Origin of the sequence: Oceanimonas sp. AH20CE76, assembly GCF_039654065.1 — a bacterium.
GTDB lineage: Bacteria > Pseudomonadota > Gammaproteobacteria > Enterobacterales > Aeromonadaceae > Oceanimonas > Oceanimonas smirnovii.
Genome location: NZ_CP155481.1, coordinates 1,397,851 through 1,413,258, shown reverse-complemented (window position 1 = coordinate 1,413,258; position 15,408 = coordinate 1,397,851). Strand labels below are relative to the sequence as shown.

The window sequence follows — 15,408 nt, the reverse complement described above, 5'->3', positions numbered from 1 at the left end:
TATGAGCATGACCGGCAAGCAGGCCATATTATCGGTGCTGGCACTGGTTCCTGCCGGTTATGTGGTCAGTTATGGTCAGCTCGCAGATCTGGCCGGTCTGCCCGGACGGGCACGGCTGGCCGGCACTGTGCTGCGCCGGGCCGATACCTCTGCCCTGCCCTGGCACAGGGTAGTGGCGTCTTCGGGGCATATCAGCCTGCCGGCGGACAGCCGGGAAGCGCGTGAACAAAAAGAGCGGCTGCTTACGGAAGGTGTTGTCTTCAGGGGCAATAAGGTTGATATGAAACAGCACCAGTGGCGACCCGATCTGGGTGCGCTGCTGGTGCTGCTTGATCAATAAGGTTACTCAGCTCTTTCAAGCAAATCGCTTACATGTACCTGAAAGGGAATGGTCTCGTCTTCCCGCTGCAGCAATACCACCTCATTGTTTACATCCACCTCCAGTACATAGCCCGACCCTTCGGTGGTGTAACAAATCATGCCCGGCCTTACTTCACGAATATCCATATTCACTCCTGTTCAGGCAGTGCCTGAGATGATTGCACCCAACTCCTTGTGCGAAACATACGAACAACAGGCGGCCTTGGGGTTACTTTTTACCTTTCTGATGTTGCTGCCACTTGCCATCCACATAATGCGCAGTCCAGCCGGTCGCTTTTTTATTGACCTCTGTCATCACATATTGTTCCTTGTTTTTACGGCTGAAGCGCACCACCGCCTTGTTACCATCCGGATCTTCGACAGGTGCCTCGGCCAGATAAAGGAACTTGGATGGCAGCCGGTCTTTAAAGCGTACCAGCTCTTCCACCAAAGGCGCACGGGTTTCCCGGGATTTGGGAAAATTACTGGCGGCCATAAAAATGCCGGCGGCACCGTCGCGCAGCACAAAGTAGGCGTCAGACTGAGTGCAGGGCAGCTCGGGCAGGTGCACCGGATCTTCCTTGGGCGGCGCTACTTCACCGTTTTTCAGGATCTTGCGAGTATTTTTGCACTCGTCATTGGTACAGGCCATGTACTTACCGAAGCGGCCGGTTTTAAGCTGCATTTCACTGCCGCAGCGATCACAGTCAATGACCGGGCCTTCATAGCCCTTGAGTTTAAACTGGCCCTGTTCCAGCTCATAACCGTCACAGTCCGGATTTTGACCACACACATGCAGCTTGCGCTTGTCATCAATCAGATATGAATCCATGGCAGTACCGCACTTGCCACAGCGGCGCTTGGCACGCAGCGCATCGGTTTCTGCCTCTTCATCGTTGGCCAGCACAAATTCGTCACCGGGAACCAGATTAATAGTCTGCTTGCAGCGTTCCTTGGGCGGCAGCGCATAGCCGGAACAGCCCAGGAACACGCCGGTGGTGGCAGTGCGAATACCCATTTTGCGGCCGCAGGTAGGGCAGTCGATATCGGTCAGTACCATTTCATTGGCACGCATACCGCCTTCTTCTGCCGGCTGTTCGGCCTTTTCCAGCTCTTCGCTGAACTCGGCATAAAAGGCATCAAGCACCTGGGTCCAGTTCAGTTTGCCGCCGGCAATTTCATCCAGCTTGCTTTCCATCTGGGCGGTAAAGTCGTAGTTCATCAGCTCGGCAAAACTTTCCTGCAGCCTGTCGGCCACAATCTCGCCCATTTTTTCAGCATAGAAACGACGGCTTTCCACTTTGACATAGCCTCTGTCCTGAATGGTAGAGATGATGGAGGCATAGGTAGACGGACGGCCAATGCCACGCTTTTCCAGCTCCCGCACCAGGGCCGCTTCGGTAAAACGTGCCGGCGGCTTGGTAAAGTGCTGTTTTGGCGTCAGCTCATTCAGGGTGAGGGTTTCACCCTGCTGCACCGCCGGCAGCTCGGTATCTTCACCTTTGCGGCTTTGGGGCGTGAGCACGCGGGTCCAGCCGGCGAAGCGCAGAATACGTCCCCGGGCTTTCAGCTCATAGTCACCGGAGGTGACCGTAATGGTGCTGCTGTCGTATTTCGCCGGCGTCATCTGACAGGCCACAAACTGACGCCAGATAAGATCGTAAAGTCGCTTGGCATCAGCCTCCATGCCATCGAGCTGCTCCGCAGACAGAGTGACGTCGGACGGACGAATGGCTTCGTGGGCTTCCTGGGCGTTAGCCTTGGCACCGTAGACATTGGGTGACTCGGGCAGATAATCCCTGCCGTGCTGCTGCTCAATAAAATCACGCACCGAGGCCACCGCTTCCTGACTCAGGTTGGTGGAGTCGGTACGCATATAGGTGATGTAACCGGCTTCATACAGGCGCTGGGCCAGCATCATGGTGCGCTTGACACCGTAGCTTAGCCGAGTGCTGGCTGCCTGCTGCAAAGTTGACGTAATAAAGGGGGCCGGCGGCTTGCTCTGGGTGGGTCTGTCTTCCCGGCTGGCCACGGTAAAGGTACCCGCACGCAGCGCATCCACCGCTGCCATGGCGTCGGCCTCATTGGTGGGCCGAAACTCCTTGCCCTGGTATTTGGCGACCATCATGGACAACGCCAGCTTTTGTTCATTGCTCAGCGCAGCCTGAATATCCCAGTATTCTTCAGGCACAAAAGCCTTGATTTCCCGTTCTTTTTCCACAATCAGCCGCACCGCTACCGACTGCACCCGGCCGGCCGACAAGCCTCTGGCAACCTTTTTCCACAACAGTGGCGATACCATATAGCCCACGACCCGATCGAGAAAACGACGGGCCTGCTGAGCATTTACCCGGTTCAGGTTCAGCTCCGACGGCTGGCTGAAAGCATCCTGAATGGCAGACTTGGTGATCTCGTTAAACACCACCCGCTTAAAGCGTTGCTCATCACCGCCGATCAGCTCTTTCAGATGCCAGGCAATGGCCTCCCCTTCGCGGTCCAAATCCGTTGCCAGATAGATGGTGTCAGCCTTTTCGGCCAGTGCCTGCAACTCATTGACCACCTTTTCCTTGCCCGGCAGCACCTGATAATTAGCCTGCCAGCCGTGCTCAGGATCAACCCCCATACGGGCGATCAGCGCCTTGTGATCCTTTTCCTTTTTCAGTCGGGCCTTTTCTTCCGGGCTCAGACTTTTGGTATCGGTTTTGCGCGCGGCCGGCTTTTTACCATTGGCTGAACCGGCGGTCGGCAAGTCCCGAACATGGCCGACACTGGATTTGACCACATAGTTCCTGCCCAGGTACTTGTTGATGGTCTTGGCTTTGGCGGGCGATTCCACAATAACGAGAGATTTGCTCATAAAGCGCGTTAAAATCCTTAAGGTTCGGCCCCGGTCGGGCGGGTCTGTGGCACGGTAATGACGGCTGTATAAGTGATATCGTCATAAAAAGCAAACCAGCCGGGCGCGGGCCTGAAAAAAATTCAGTGAATTTATATTTATTTATTAACGCCCTCATAGAGACAGGAATCAACTGCTTTTTTATTCAGGTCGCCTGTTCGCCCGCTTTTTATGCATCATTATTCCTGCCCCTGGTGGCTTTGTCACATTTGAGTTACAACCTTGATAAAAATCTAAATATAATGGCAGTGCGCAGCATCTTTTATTGGTCAACGCCAGGATTTCAAGGAGATTATCATGATTGAACAGGAAGCGAACTTCGATGGTCTGGTAGGTCCCACTCATAACTATGCCGGACTTTCATGGGGTAATGTGGCATCCAATCGTCATGCTAAAAGCATGTCGCATCCGCGGGAGGCCGCCCTGCAGGGACTGAGCAAAATGAAGGCCCTGGCCGACATGGGGCTGGTGCAGGGAGTGCTGGCTCCGCAGGCCCGCCCCGACACAGACACACTGCGCCGGCTGGGCTTTGCCGGCACTGATGCACAAGTACTGGACAGCGCCTTTCGTGAGGCCCCCCATTTGCTGGCGGCCTGCAGCTCCGCATCAGCCATGTGGACCGCCAACGCCGCCACCGTTTCACCCGGTGCCGATACACTTGATGGCCGCGTGCACTTTACTCCTGCCAATCTGGTTAACAAGTTTCACCGCTCCATTGAGCATGAGGTGACTGGCCGTATATTGCGCAGTGTGTTTGCCGACGAAGCCCATTTTTGTCATCACCAGGCCCTGCCCGCCCATGACGACTTCGGTGACGAAGGCGCTGCAAACCACACCCGGCTGCATAATGAGCAAGGCCACGGGCTTGAACTATTTGTCTATGGCCGCCGGGCCCATCAGCCCGGGGCACCGGCACCGCGCCGCTTTCCTGCCCGCCAGACACTGGAAGCCTCACGGGCCGTGGCCCGCCTGCATGGGCTGAGTGAGTGCAAGACGGTTTTTATTCAGCAAAACCCTGCAGTGATTGATCAGGGTGTGTTTCATAATGACGTCATTGCCGTGGGTAACGGCAATGTGCTGTTTTACCATCAGCAGGCTTTTCTTGATACTCAGGGCATGCAGGCAGAAGTGCGGCGCAAACTGCCCGATACTGAGCTGCATTTTATTGAAGTAAAAAATGACGAGGTGCCGGTGGCAGATGCGGTAAAAAGCTACCTGTTCAATACGCAGCTGGTTACCCTGAAGCCAGGCCATATGGCGCTGATTGCGCCCACAGAGTGCGCCGGCACGCCCAGCGTAAACGCCTATCTTGAGCGGTTGCTGGCCATGAATACCCCCATACGGGAAGTGCGCTTTATGGACGTAAAACAAAGCATGCAAAACGGGGGCGGCCCCGCTTGTCTGCGCCTGCGGGTGGCCATGAACCAGGCCCAGCTGAATGCGGTAAATCCCGCCTGCCTGATGAATGATCGCCTGTATGGCCGCCTTACCGGCTGGGTACAGCGCCATTACCGCGACCAATTACACCCGAATGACCTGCGCGATCCGGCGCTGCTGGAGGAATCCCGCGCGGCCCTGGACGAGCTCACCCAAATTCTTGAACTAGGATCCGTGTACCCGTTTCAACGGTAAACTGCAGGGAATAGGGAATGGCCACTAATCCCTATTCCCTGCTCCCTATTCCCTGAATTAAATCAGCTGAAGGGCCGCTGCCCCGCCTCATAGAGCTTCATCAGTGCCCGGCTGACACCCATTTCTGCCGCCTTGCCAAACTTGTCCTTCAGGCTTTGTTTGGGCTTGAAGTTCAGACTGATAATGCGTTTATCGCTACTTTGCGCCAGCAGGTAATCGCTGCTGGTTTGCAATGAGTCCACCAGCCCCAGTGCCTGGGCATCGCTGGCCAGCCAGTGTTCGCCGGTCGCCACCCGATCCAGATCCAGCTTGGGACGGTTGTCGGCAATAAAGGCCTTAAAACGCTGATGGATTACTTCCAGCTCTTCACGGAACTTGGCCCGGCCATGATCATCGTTTTCACCGAACAGTGTCAGGGTGCGCTTGTATTCGCCGGCCGTGTGCAGCTCTACGTCTATATCCCGGTTTTTCAGAAATTTGTTAAAGTTGGGCATTTGCGCCACCACACCAATGGAGCCCACAATGGCAAAGGGAGCGGCAATAATACGCTCGGCCACACAGGCCATCATATAACCGCCGCTGGCAGCAACCTTGTCTACCGCCACCGTCAGCTTAAGGCCATGGCCCTTCAGTCGCTGCAACTCTGCAGCACCCAGGCCGTAACCGTGCACCACGCCGCCACCAGACTCGAGCCGCACCAGCACTTCGTCTCCGGGATCTGCCAGCTGCAGCAATGCAGACACTTCCTCGCTCAGCCATTTCACTTCATGAGCATCCATACTGCCCTTGAAGTCGAGCACATAGAGCCGCCGACGCTGATCGCCCTGCTTCTTTTCGGTTTTATCCGCCTTTTGATATTCCTGTTTCAGGGCCTTGCGTTCGGCATCGGTGACGGCGGTTTCCATGCGCAGGCGACGGGCCTGCCGGCGTAATGCTGCGCTCACATCTTTAATGTTCACACCGTCGCTGCTCTGCTTTTGCCTGGCTGCCGCCGCCAGCGCAATCACAACCCCCAGAGCAGCCACCCAGGTCAGAGTCTTGGCTGCGAACAGACCATATTCGTATAAAAATTCCACATTACTCTCCTTATGCAGCTGAATGGCGTTATTCTGACAGCCCCAAACAAGAACACCAATCGGCTTTTTTGCTTTCCGTGCTGGCATCAGGATGCAGAGTCTGGTTTGATCGGCACACACTGAATTTCTGTACAGAGAACAAGGTCCATGCTTGATTATCAACCCTCACCCGATTTGCTCAAGAACAAGGTCATTCTGGTGACCGGTGCCGGCGACGGCATAGGCCGGCAGGCAGCACTCAGCTATGGTGCCCACGGGGCCACCGTCATATTGCTGGGCAAAACCGTCAAAAAGCTGGAAGCCGTTTATGATGAGCTGCTGGCTCAGGGCAGTCCGGAGCCCGCTATCATTCCTCTGGATCTGCAGGGGGCAACCAAACAGAACTATCAGGACATGACCGCCACTGTGCGCCAGCAGTTTGGCCGCCTTGACGGTGTGCTGTTTAATGCCGGCCAGCTGGGTGCCCTGGGTCCTTTTGAAATGATTGGCGAGGATGAATGGGACCAGGTAATGCAGGTAAACCTCAAGTCTCAGTTTCTGATGACCCAGGCACTGCTGCCACTGCTGAAAGACAGCAAGCCTGCTTCCATCGTGTTTACCAGCTCAGGGGTAGGCAGACAGGGCCGGGCCTACTGGGGCAGCTATGCCATTTCCAAATTTGCCACCGAAGGCATGATGCAGGTGCTGGCTGCTGAGCTTGCGGATACCGGCGTGCGCGCCAACTGTATTAATCCGGGAGCAACCCGCACGCACATGCGGGCGCGCGCCTTTCCCGCCGAAGCGCCGTCTAGCCTGCGCTCGCCTGCCGACATTATGGGGCCTTACCTTTATCTGATGGGCAGCGACAGTGAGACAGTGAACGGCCGGTCTCTGGATGCGCAGACCGACAGAGTGTCCGGCCAGCCCAGAGCCTGACATACCTGTTCCGCTGCTGCTACACTGACTCTGGCATAGGTTCATTCCGAACAGGACTATCATTAACGCTGAGGCCATGGTTCGGCCTCATGATGGCAATGCCAAGGCAGGCATTATTATGTATCGTCCCAAAAGCACAGTTGAGCAATGGCGTATTTTTCAGGCGGTGGTTGACCACGGTGGTTACGCCCAGGCCGCCGAAAAACTGAATAAAAGCCAGTCATCTCTGAACCATGCGGTGGCAAAATTGCAGCAGGCGCTTGGTCTTTCTTTGCTGGAAGTTCGCGGTCGCAAGGCCTGCCTTACTCCCCAGGGTGAGGTATTTCTGCGCCGCTCGCGCAAGCTGACCCAGGATGTAGAAAGCCTGGAGCGACTGGCTGATATTCTGGCAAGCGGCTGGGAGCCGGTGCTGCGTATTGTGGTAGAAGCGTCTTTGCCCCGCGCTCCCTTGTATCAGGCCCTGGCTGAATTTCGTACTCAGTCACGGGGCTGCCGCATTCATCTGGTGGAAACCCAGCCTTCTGGCTGTCAGACCGTGATCAGACAGCAAGCAGCCCATATGGTATTTGCCTCCAGAGCTTATCCGAATCTCACCTCCCTCCCTCTGGCCACCACCGTTTATGTGCCCGTCGCCGCCCCCAATCATCCGCTGGCAAATATCAAGGGCGTGGGCCAGACCGAGATGGAGCAACAACTGGAGCTGATGCTGGCCGATGGCAGTGAACAGGAAGAAGGCTGGGCCAGGGGTGAGCAGCGCTGGATTATTCATCATTTACACGATGCGCTTTCACTGCTGCGCCGGGGAGTCGGCTTTGCCTGGCTTCCTTCGGATGTGGTGCAGCCCATGGTGAATGACGGCATTCTGGTACAACTGCACATGGCCAATCAGGCATTGCGCAAACGTTTTACACACCTGGTACTGCCCGGTACTGTTCCTCCCGGCCCCGCTGCCAGCCTGCTGCTGGGTCTTATTCGCAAACATTACGATGATCAGGCCCAACCTGAGGATGTGCTCTGATTGTTGCCAGCACGCGCCGGCTTCCTTATGCTCTTGGACTCGCAGTAGACAAGGAAACCTCATGTTTGATTTCGATCAGTGGATAGACCGCCGCCCTACCCGTGCGCTCAAGTGGCTGAAATATGAAGGCACCGATATTTTGCCCATGTGGGTTGCCGACACCGAGTTCAAGGCACCACCTGCCGTGATAGACGCGCTGAATGAGCGGGTAGAACACGGTATTTTTGGCTACAGCCGCCCTACTCCGGCGCTGACCGAACTGATTATCGAGCGCTGCCGCGAGCGCTATGGCTGGAACATTCAGGCCGACTGGCTGGTCTATATGCCCGGCGTGGTACCGGCACTGAATCTGGCCTGTCAGACCTTCAGCGAGCCTGGCAGCAACATTCTGATGCCCAAGCCCATTTACTACCCCTTTTTACATGCTCCCGGCTTTCATGGCCGAAAGGCGGCGCACGTCGAAATGGTGGAAAAAGACGGCCGCTGGCTGTTGGATCTCGACTCGCTCGAGCGTCAGGCCAAAGACAGCGAGTTGCTGCTGTTCTGTAACCCGCACAACCCGGGCGGTACCATTTACACCACCGAAGAGCTTGAAGCCATCAACGACATTGCCAAACGGCATGATCTGATCGTCTGCTCTGATGAAATTCACTGTGACCTGTTGCTTGATGAAGGCAAGTCTCACGTGCCTTATGCTGCCATCAGTGCGGACGCCGCCGATCGCAGCGTGATCCTGATGGCACCGAGCAAAACCTTTAACATTGCCGGCCTGTGCTGCTCTTTTGCGGTAGTGCCCAATGCCGAGCTGCGCACCCGCTTCACCCGCGCCGCCCGGGGTATTATGGCCGATGTTAACCTGCTGGGCTTTGTGGCCGCCGAAGCCGCCTATGCCGACGGCGAAGACTGGTTGCAGGCACAGCTGGAATATTTGCGTAAAAACCGGGATCTGCTGGTGGAGCGCCTGAACGACGTGCCCGGTGTGAAGGTACTGTCACCGGAAGCCACTTATCTGGCCTGGGTGGATATCAGCGCCCTGCAGCTGGACGATCCTATCGGTTTCTTTGAGCAGGCCGGCGTGGGTCTGTCTCCCGGCGGCCAGTTCGGCGGCAGTGACTTTGTGCGGCTGAACTTTGGCTGCCCCCGGGCCATGCTTGACGAGGCCTTGCACCGTATGATTGCAGCCATTAATAATCGTTAACTCAAAGGCCGGCTTGAGTCCTTCTTTTATCTCGCCTTTTCATACAATTTTTTGCTATCTTTGAATAGCTTAGCTAAACATTCAAGCACGACCATTGAATCCAAAGACAAGGAAAGGAACTATGTCGATTAAAAAAACCATCAGTGGCGCGGCCGCGGTCATGACCCTGGGGCTGGGTGCCGGTGTATCCGGTGCCATGGCAGCCGACCAGAGTTTTATCACCATTGGTACCGGTGGTGTTACCGGCGTTTACTATCCTACCGGCGGTGCGATTTGCCGTCTGGTAAACCAGGGCCGTGCCGAGCACGGTATTCGCTGCTCAGTAGAAAGCACCGGCGGCTCCGGCTATAACCTCAACTCGCTGCGCTCCGGCGAGCTGGAAGTGGGTGTGGCCCAGTCGGATCTGGAATATCAGGCACTGAACGGCGAAGGCCCCTTCAGCGAGCAGGGCGCGTATGAGGATTTGCGCTCTGTGTTTGCCCTGCATGGTGAAGCCCTCACCATAGTGGCCCGCCAGGATGCCAACATTAAGAACTTTGAAGATCTCAAAGGCAAGCGGGTCAACATAGGTAACCCGGGCTCCGGCCAGCGCGATACCATGGAAGTATTGCTGAAAGCCTATGGCTGGACTCACGATGACTTCAGCCTGGTGTCCGAGCTGCGCCCCGCCGAACACGGCCAGGCCCTGTGTGACAACCGTATTGATGCTTTTGTGTATGTAGTAGGTCACCCGAACGGCTCCATCAAGGAAGCCACCACCGCCTGTGAAGCCAACCTGGTATCCGTGAGCGGTGAGGTGGTCGACAAGCTGGTCAGCGACAACGCCTATTACCGTTACATTACCATTCCCGGTGGCGAATACACCGGCTCCGATGAAGACGTAAAAACCTTTGGTGTGGGTGCCAACCTGGTCACCAGTGCCAAGGTGCCGGAAGCGCAAATCTACCAGCTGACCAAAGCCGTGTTTGACAACTTTGATCAGTTTGTGCGCCTGCACCCCGCCTTTGCCAACCTCAAGAAAGAGGAAATGGTGAAAGATGGTCTGAGTGCCGAGCTGCACCCAGGCGCCCAGAAATACTACAAGGAAGCAGGTCTGATCGACTAAATCAGCCTTGTACCGGGGAAGCCTGCTTCCCTGTTCTGGTCAGGAAACCACCGGGGCGGCAAGCCAAGTTCTTGCCGCCCCGGTTTGCTGTTTACCCTGACATTCGGAGGAAAACACATGTCTCAACCACCTCAGGATAACACTCAGCAAACGCTGGATGAGATGCTGGCTCAGGCCGATACCGGCGGCCGGCATCCTACCGGTGCGGGTCACTGGACCCTGCTGCTGGTACCGCTCTGCTGGGCACTGTTTCAGCTGTGGTACGTATCACCCCTGCCCTTTATGTTTAATATCGGTATTTTCAACGATACCGAAGCCCGCTCCATTCATCTGGCCTTTGCGGTGTTCTTGTCCTTTACTGCCTTTCCGGCCTTAAAGCATTCTCCGCGAGACAGAATTCCCCTGCACGACTGGCTGCTGGGTCTGGCCGGTGCCTTTTGTGCCGCCTATCTGTTTTTGTTTTATCGTGAGCTGGCCAGCCGGCCGGGCCTGCCCATTATGCAGGATCTGGTCGTGGCCTGCACTGGCATGCTGCTGCTGCTGGAAGCCACCCGCCGGGCCCTGGGTCCGCCACTGATGGTGGTGGCCGCCATCTTTCTGTTCTACACCTTTGCCGGCCCCATGATGCCGGACGTGATCGCCCACCGCGGTGCCAGCCTGGCGCGCACCGTGACTCACCAGTGGCTGACTACCGAAGGGGTGTTTGGGGTGGCGCTGGGAGTCTCTACCTCCTTTGTGTTTATGTTTGTATTGTTTGGCTCTTTGCTGGAGCGGGCCGGAGCCGGCAACTACTTTATCAAGCTGGCCTTTTCCATGCTGGGGCACCTGCGCGGCGGTCCGGCCAAGGCAGCAGTGGTGTCGTCGGGTCTGTCCGGGCTGGTATCCGGCTCATCCATTGCCAACGTGGTCACCACCGGCACCTTTACCATACCGCTGATGAAGCGGGTGGGCTTTCCGGCCACCAAAGCCGGTGCGGTGGAAGTGGCCGCTTCTACCAATGGTCAGCTGACCCCGCCCATTATGGGGGCCGCCGCCTTTCTGATGGTGGAGTATGTGGGTATCTCCTATATAGAAGTGATCAAGGCGGCGATTTTGCCGGCACTCATTTCCTATGCCGCCCTGATTTACATCGTGCATCTGGAAGCGGTAAAAGCCGGTATGCAACCGCTGCAGCAACGCCGCAAGGTTACTATCGCCCAGCGTCTGTTCGGCTTTATGACCATTACCGTAGGCATGCTGCTGCTTTCTGCCGGCATCTATTATGGTATTGGCTGGACCAAAACCCTGTTTGGCCCGCTGGCCACCTGGGTGCTGAGCGCAGTGGCACTGGTGACCTATATTGCGCTGGTGGCCTGGTCTGCCCGACTGCCGGATCTGGCCATTGACGACCCGGACAGCCCGGACATTCATATGCCTGAGCCCGGCCCTACCTTTAAGTCGGGCATGTATTATCTGCTGCCCATCGTCGTGCTGGTGTGGTGTTTAACGGTAGAGCGGTTATCTCCGGGGCTGTCGGCATTCTGGGCCACCCTGTTTATGATGTTTATCGTGGTCACGCACAAACCGCTCAAGGCCCTGTTCCGCAAGCAACAAACAGAAGGCCTGCTCAAGGAAGGCAGCTTTGATCTGTTTATGGGACTGGTCACCGGTGCCCGCAACATGATTGGCATTGGGGTAGCCACCGCTGCTGCCGGTATCGTGGTCGGCACAGTCACCCTTACCGGCATTGGTCTGGTGATGACGGAGTTTGTGGAGTTCATCTCGGGCGGCAGCCTGCTCCTGATGCTGATCTTCACGGCGGTCATCAGCCTGCTGCTGGGCATGGGGCTGCCTACCACAGCCAACTACATCGTCGTATCTACCCTGATGGCACCGGTGATCGTGAATCTGGGCGCTCAGCATGGACTGATAGTGCCGCTCATTGCCGTGCATCTGTTTGTATTCTACTTCGGCATACTGGCAGACGATACACCGCCGGTAGGGCTGGCCGCCTTTGCTGCCGCCGCCATTGCCAAGTCCGATCCGATAAAAACCGGTATACAGGGCTTTACCTACGATATTCGTACCGCCATTCTGCCCTTTATGTTTATTTTTAATACTCAACTGCTGCTGCTGGGGATTGAAAGCTGGGGCGGATTACTGCTGACCATTATCAGTGCGCTGGCCGCCATGTTGTTGTTTGCCGCCGCCACGCAAGGGTTCTGGCTGGTTAAAAGCCGCTGGTGGGAAACCCTGGCGCTGCTGCTGGTGGCCTTTACCCTGTTCCGGCCGGGTTTTTTCTGGGACAAACTGTTTCCGCCCATGGCGCAATATAACGCCAGTCAGTGGGAGCAAGTGGTGGAAAGCCTGCCGGCGAACGAGTCCATTATTCTGCAGCTGGGAGGAAACAACCTGTTTGGCGAGCCGGTCAACAAAATGGTGAAACTCAATTTTGATGCAGATCTCACCAGTGCCAGTGAACGTCTGGCCAGCACCGGTATCAGCAGCCTGCGCACCGAAGGTGACAAAATACTGATTGATATGGTGGATTTTGGCAGCCAGGCAGAGCGTCTGGGGGTAGATTTTGATCTGGAAGTGGTGTCGTTACAGCGTCCGTCCGACCGCCCCGACAAGGAATGGATGTTTGTGCCGGCACTCTTGCTGGCAGGCCTGGTAGCCTGGACCCAGCGCCGCCGCCAGAAAGCATAATCACAGCAATAATAACGCCGGCCACTGGCCGGCGTTTGATTTACAGAGGTGCCTTGTTAACCGCGCTGAGCGCTTCATTTACAGCAAATATCCGACCTCGAATGCCGGTAACTCCTGCCTCTTCAAGGCGGGCTGTATGTTTTTTCAGATATTGCTGCGCGCTGGCTTCATTCTCAAACAGATAAACTCCTCCGGCTTGCTCCTGAGCCGCATTTTCTGTCCATATTTTCCAGATAAAACCAGGCTCTTCATTAATGGAGTGCGCCAGTCCTGCCATGGCCTGAGCCATCTCCTGGTCAAAAGGCCCGCTAAAAGGAAAATCAACCTGCAGTATGGTTTTCATCTAACCCGCTCCCACGCATATAAAAGAAACCACTAATATAATACGTTTCTGCCAGAATAGCGTCAGCAACAACAAAAAAGCCCGCTGCTAATGCAGCGGGCTTTTTAATGTGGCGGAGGAGGTGGGATTTGAACCCACGGTAGGCTATTAACCTACGCCGGTTTTCAAGACCGGTGCATTCAACCACTCTGCCACCCCTCCAGTGCTGCGGATCATACTGTGATCCGCTTCGTGCTGTAAAGGGCTTGGTAATCAATTGCTTTCTAAATCATCACTTTGCATACTTTTTGAGACGTTTACTGCGCGTTGGTTTAAAAAGTAATCTCGCAGGAACTGCTCATCCAGCGGAGACAAGTCAAAGTGCCGGCTGGCTGCGGCAATCGATTCTTTACTGATTGCCGGTTGCCCGATCAGCCAGTGCAGCGCCTTGCGCAGCGACTCATGTTCACTCATCCCTGCTCTCCTTCATAAGTTATGCACTTTTTTCATGAACGATGGCTTTTAATTTTTATGCATTATAAATACAATTTAACTGCTCGCTTTATGAACATTTCTTATAAAAACGATTCTAATCACGAGGTCTCAATGCACTTGAAACACCGTTTACGTGACGCAACCCTGGCCGGTGCCGCTGCTTTTGTTGCTGTTATCTGCCTGAGCTATCTGAAGGACTGGACTCACTTCATGGTGCTGAGTGCCCCCATGGGTGCCACCCTGGTGTTATTATTATTGCTGCCTTCAGCGCCGCTGTCGCGTCCCAAACATGTGATTCTCGGGCACCTTTTAACCACCTGCATTACCGTGGCTGGCCTGGAATTCATTCCCGACCCCACTCTGGGCCTGGGCATTTGCTTTGGTCTGAGCATTACCCTTATGGTGCTGACCGACACCTTGCACCCGCCCGCCGGTGCCAACCCCATTCTGATCTATCTGTCGGCAGCGCACCTCACGCCCATGGACTTTATTCTGCCCACTCTGGCCGGCACCCTGTTTATGGTGGGGTTTGCCAGTGTCTATCATTATGTGTTTACCCATCGCCGCTATCCGTTTGGTCCCAAGACGATTTACCCGAAAAATCATGTGGTTAAGGAGCAGCAGCAGACTGCCAAGGAATCACAGGCCACCGAGCCGGCAGTAAAAACCGACTAGTCCCAAAGAAGCCGCAAGGCTTCTTTTTTATAACCTGATGGCGGAACTTGGATTTTAAGTAAAGAATCTTCACATGGAGATTTTAAGTCGTATTGTGATCATGATCACACACCATATTGTTAACCGAATGTAACATCCTGCTGTGCCTGATGACGCCAGAAAAACGGCACTTTGTATTTTCATTTTTCAGTAACACGGACACAAAGGAACAGGATGTTATGATACAAAAATCCCTGCTTGGCTTATTGATTGCTGCCAGCTGCGTGCCGGCCATGGCCGCCGACTGGAGCACCACAGAGCTGCAGTATCAGATAGGAAACCTCAAGCAACAGCCCTTTGGACCTGATGCCGATGATAAATCCACTACCAGCATATATACCCTGCAACACGCCAGCGGCTGGAAGTACGGCGATAACTTCTTTTTTATTGATTACTCCGACTGGAAAGACAGCCAGCGCCGCCGGGACTGGTATGGTGAAGGTTATTTCAACTTCAGCCTGGGCAAGATCAGTGGCCGGGATTTAAGCCTGGGCCCCGTCAAGGATATTGGCCTGGTGATGGGGATTAACGCTGGTGGAGACAGCAAGGTACGTAAATATCTGCCGGGAGTACAACTGGCGCTGGATGTGCCCGGTGCCGCCTTTTTTAATACCCTGATCACCGCCTATATTGACGACAGCACAGGTGTAGCCGGCGGCGGAGCACCCAAGGAAAGTAACAGCTGGATGCTGGACACCGCCTGGGCTTTTCCGTTCAGTGCCGGCAGCCATGACTTCAGCCTGGAAGGTCATCTTGAATATATCGGCAGCCGGGAGAATGAGTTCGGCGACAAGGTAAAGGCTCATGTGCTGGCTCAGCCGCAGCTGCGTTACGATTTGGGTAAAACCCTGTTCAATGATCCCAGACGACTCTTTGTGGGGATTGAATATCAGTACTGGCACAATAAATATGGCGGCTCGGTTACCGAGAGCGCAGTACAGGGCCTGGCTGTCTGGCGGTTTTAACCATAGCAAATGCAAAAAGAGCGC

Annotated in this window: 14 protein-coding genes and 1 tRNA gene; 9 read left to right on the top strand and 6 right to left on the bottom strand. The window is 55.4% G+C overall.

The features are described 5' to 3' along the window. The first annotated feature begins 1 nt into the window (after position 1). Positions 2-340, top strand: coding sequence for an MGMT family protein (locus N2M06_RS06880; protein ID WP_317075389.1), 339 nt, complete (start codon positions 2-4; stop codon positions 338-340). A 2-nt stretch (positions 341-342) separates the two neighbouring features. Here the strand turns inward: N2M06_RS06880 and N2M06_RS06875 are convergent, their stop codons facing one another. Together N2M06_RS06875 and topA are read right to left on the bottom strand one after the other, a co-directional pair. After that, positions 343-507, bottom strand: coding sequence for a hypothetical protein (locus N2M06_RS06875; protein WP_019935729.1), 165 nt, complete (start codon positions 505-507; stop codon positions 343-345). An 82-nt stretch (positions 508-589) separates the two neighbouring features. Next, complete coding sequence (gene topA / locus N2M06_RS06870) at positions 590-3,217, bottom strand: type I DNA topoisomerase (RefSeq protein WP_346352019.1); 2,628 nt, start codon at positions 3,215-3,217, stop codon at positions 590-592. A 336-nt stretch (positions 3,218-3,553) separates the two neighbouring features. Between topA and astB the strand changes: the two genes are divergently transcribed. Next, a complete protein-coding gene (gene astB, locus N2M06_RS06865) occupies positions 3,554-4,888 on the top strand; it encodes an N-succinylarginine dihydrolase (RefSeq protein WP_346352018.1) in 1,335 nt (444 codons plus the stop codon). A 62-nt stretch (positions 4,889-4,950) separates the two neighbouring features. Here astB and sohB read toward each other — a convergent pair whose 3' ends face one another. After that, positions 4,951-5,964, bottom strand: coding sequence for a protease SohB (gene sohB, locus N2M06_RS06860; RefSeq protein WP_346352017.1), 1,014 nt, complete (start codon positions 5,962-5,964; stop codon positions 4,951-4,953). A gap of 147 nt (positions 5,965-6,111) precedes the next feature. On the opposite strand from sohB, the gene N2M06_RS06855 reads away from it, so the two are divergent. From N2M06_RS06855 to N2M06_RS06835, 5 genes are all read left to right on the top strand, one after another. Continuing rightward, positions 6,112-6,879 carry a YciK family oxidoreductase gene (locus tag N2M06_RS06855; RefSeq protein WP_019935725.1) on the top strand — a complete coding sequence of 256 codons (768 nt, stop codon included), beginning with the start codon at positions 6,112-6,114 and terminating at the stop codon, positions 6,877-6,879. 76 nt (positions 6,880-6,955) lie between these two features. Beyond that, positions 6,956-7,897 (top strand): LysR family transcriptional regulator, encoded by a 942-nt coding sequence (locus N2M06_RS06850; RefSeq protein ID WP_019935724.1) that lies wholly within the window; start codon positions 6,956-6,958, stop codon positions 7,895-7,897. A gap of 61 nt (positions 7,898-7,958) precedes the next feature. Next, a complete protein-coding gene (locus tag N2M06_RS06845; RefSeq protein WP_346352016.1) occupies positions 7,959-9,095 on the top strand; it encodes a MalY/PatB family protein in 1,137 nt (378 codons plus the stop codon). A gap of 121 nt (positions 9,096-9,216) precedes the next feature. After that, positions 9,217-10,200: a TAXI family TRAP transporter solute-binding subunit gene (locus tag N2M06_RS06840; protein ID WP_317075384.1), complete on the top strand. Its 984-nt coding sequence runs from the start codon at positions 9,217-9,219 to the stop codon at positions 10,198-10,200. Positions 10,201-10,317: 117 nt separating this feature from the next. Beyond that, complete coding sequence (locus tag N2M06_RS06835) at positions 10,318-12,888, top strand: TRAP transporter permease (RefSeq protein ID WP_346352015.1); 2,571 nt, start codon at positions 10,318-10,320, stop codon at positions 12,886-12,888. Between the two features lie 40 nt (positions 12,889-12,928). Here N2M06_RS06835 and N2M06_RS06830 read toward each other — a convergent pair whose 3' ends face one another. The 3 genes from N2M06_RS06830 to N2M06_RS06820 all read right to left on the bottom strand — a co-directional run bounded on the left by N2M06_RS06830 (position 12,929) and on the right by N2M06_RS06820 (position 13,684). Continuing rightward, positions 12,929-13,231, bottom strand: coding sequence for a monooxygenase (locus N2M06_RS06830; RefSeq protein ID WP_346352014.1), 303 nt, complete (start codon positions 13,229-13,231; stop codon positions 12,929-12,931). 110 nt (positions 13,232-13,341) lie between these two features. Beyond that, positions 13,342-13,432: transfer RNA gene (locus N2M06_RS06825), tRNA-Ser, on the bottom strand. A 51-nt stretch (positions 13,433-13,483) separates the two neighbouring features. Beyond that, a complete protein-coding gene (locus N2M06_RS06820) occupies positions 13,484-13,684 on the bottom strand; it encodes a hypothetical protein (RefSeq protein ID WP_346352013.1) in 201 nt (66 codons plus the stop codon). Between the two features lie 132 nt (positions 13,685-13,816). Between N2M06_RS06820 and N2M06_RS06815 the strand changes: the two genes are divergently transcribed. Together N2M06_RS06815 and N2M06_RS06810 are read left to right on the top strand one after the other, a co-directional pair. Further along, on the top strand, positions 13,817-14,380 hold the full coding sequence (locus N2M06_RS06815) for an HPP family protein (protein ID WP_346352012.1): 564 nt from the start codon (positions 13,817-13,819) through the stop codon (positions 14,378-14,380). Positions 14,381-14,598: 218 nt separating this feature from the next. Further along, on the top strand, positions 14,599-15,384 hold the full coding sequence (locus N2M06_RS06810) for a nucleoside-binding protein (protein WP_346352011.1): 786 nt from the start codon (positions 14,599-14,601) through the stop codon (positions 15,382-15,384). The last annotated feature ends 24 nt before the right edge of the window (positions 15,385-15,408 follow it).

Coding starts and splice junctions, on each gene's coding strand:
- N2M06_RS06880 (WP_317075389.1), top strand. CDS start 2: ATGAGCATGACCGGCAAGCAGGCCATATTATCGGTGCTGGCACTGGTT.
- N2M06_RS06875 (WP_019935729.1), bottom strand. CDS start 507: ATGGATATTCGTGAAGTAAGGCCGGGCATGATTTGTTACACCACCGAA.
- topA (WP_346352019.1), bottom strand. CDS start 3,217: ATGAGCAAATCTCTCGTTATTGTGGAATCGCCCGCCAAAGCCAAGACC.
- astB (WP_346352018.1), top strand. CDS start 3,554: ATGATTGAACAGGAAGCGAACTTCGATGGTCTGGTAGGTCCCACTCAT.
- N2M06_RS06855 (WP_019935725.1), top strand. CDS start 6,112: ATGCTTGATTATCAACCCTCACCCGATTTGCTCAAGAACAAGGTCATT.
- N2M06_RS06850 (WP_019935724.1), top strand. CDS start 6,956: ATGGTTCGGCCTCATGATGGCAATGCCAAGGCAGGCATTATTATGTAT.
- N2M06_RS06845 (WP_346352016.1), top strand. CDS start 7,959: ATGTTTGATTTCGATCAGTGGATAGACCGCCGCCCTACCCGTGCGCTC.
- N2M06_RS06840 (WP_317075384.1), top strand. CDS start 9,217: ATGTCGATTAAAAAAACCATCAGTGGCGCGGCCGCGGTCATGACCCTG.
- N2M06_RS06835 (WP_346352015.1), top strand. CDS start 10,318: ATGTCTCAACCACCTCAGGATAACACTCAGCAAACGCTGGATGAGATG.
- N2M06_RS06830 (WP_346352014.1), bottom strand. CDS start 13,231: ATGAAAACCATACTGCAGGTTGATTTTCCTTTTAGCGGGCCTTTTGAC.
- N2M06_RS06820 (WP_346352013.1), bottom strand. CDS start 13,684: ATGAGTGAACATGAGTCGCTGCGCAAGGCGCTGCACTGGCTGATCGGG.
- N2M06_RS06815 (WP_346352012.1), top strand. CDS start 13,817: ATGCACTTGAAACACCGTTTACGTGACGCAACCCTGGCCGGTGCCGCT.
- N2M06_RS06810 (WP_346352011.1), top strand. CDS start 14,599: ATGATACAAAAATCCCTGCTTGGCTTATTGATTGCTGCCAGCTGCGTG.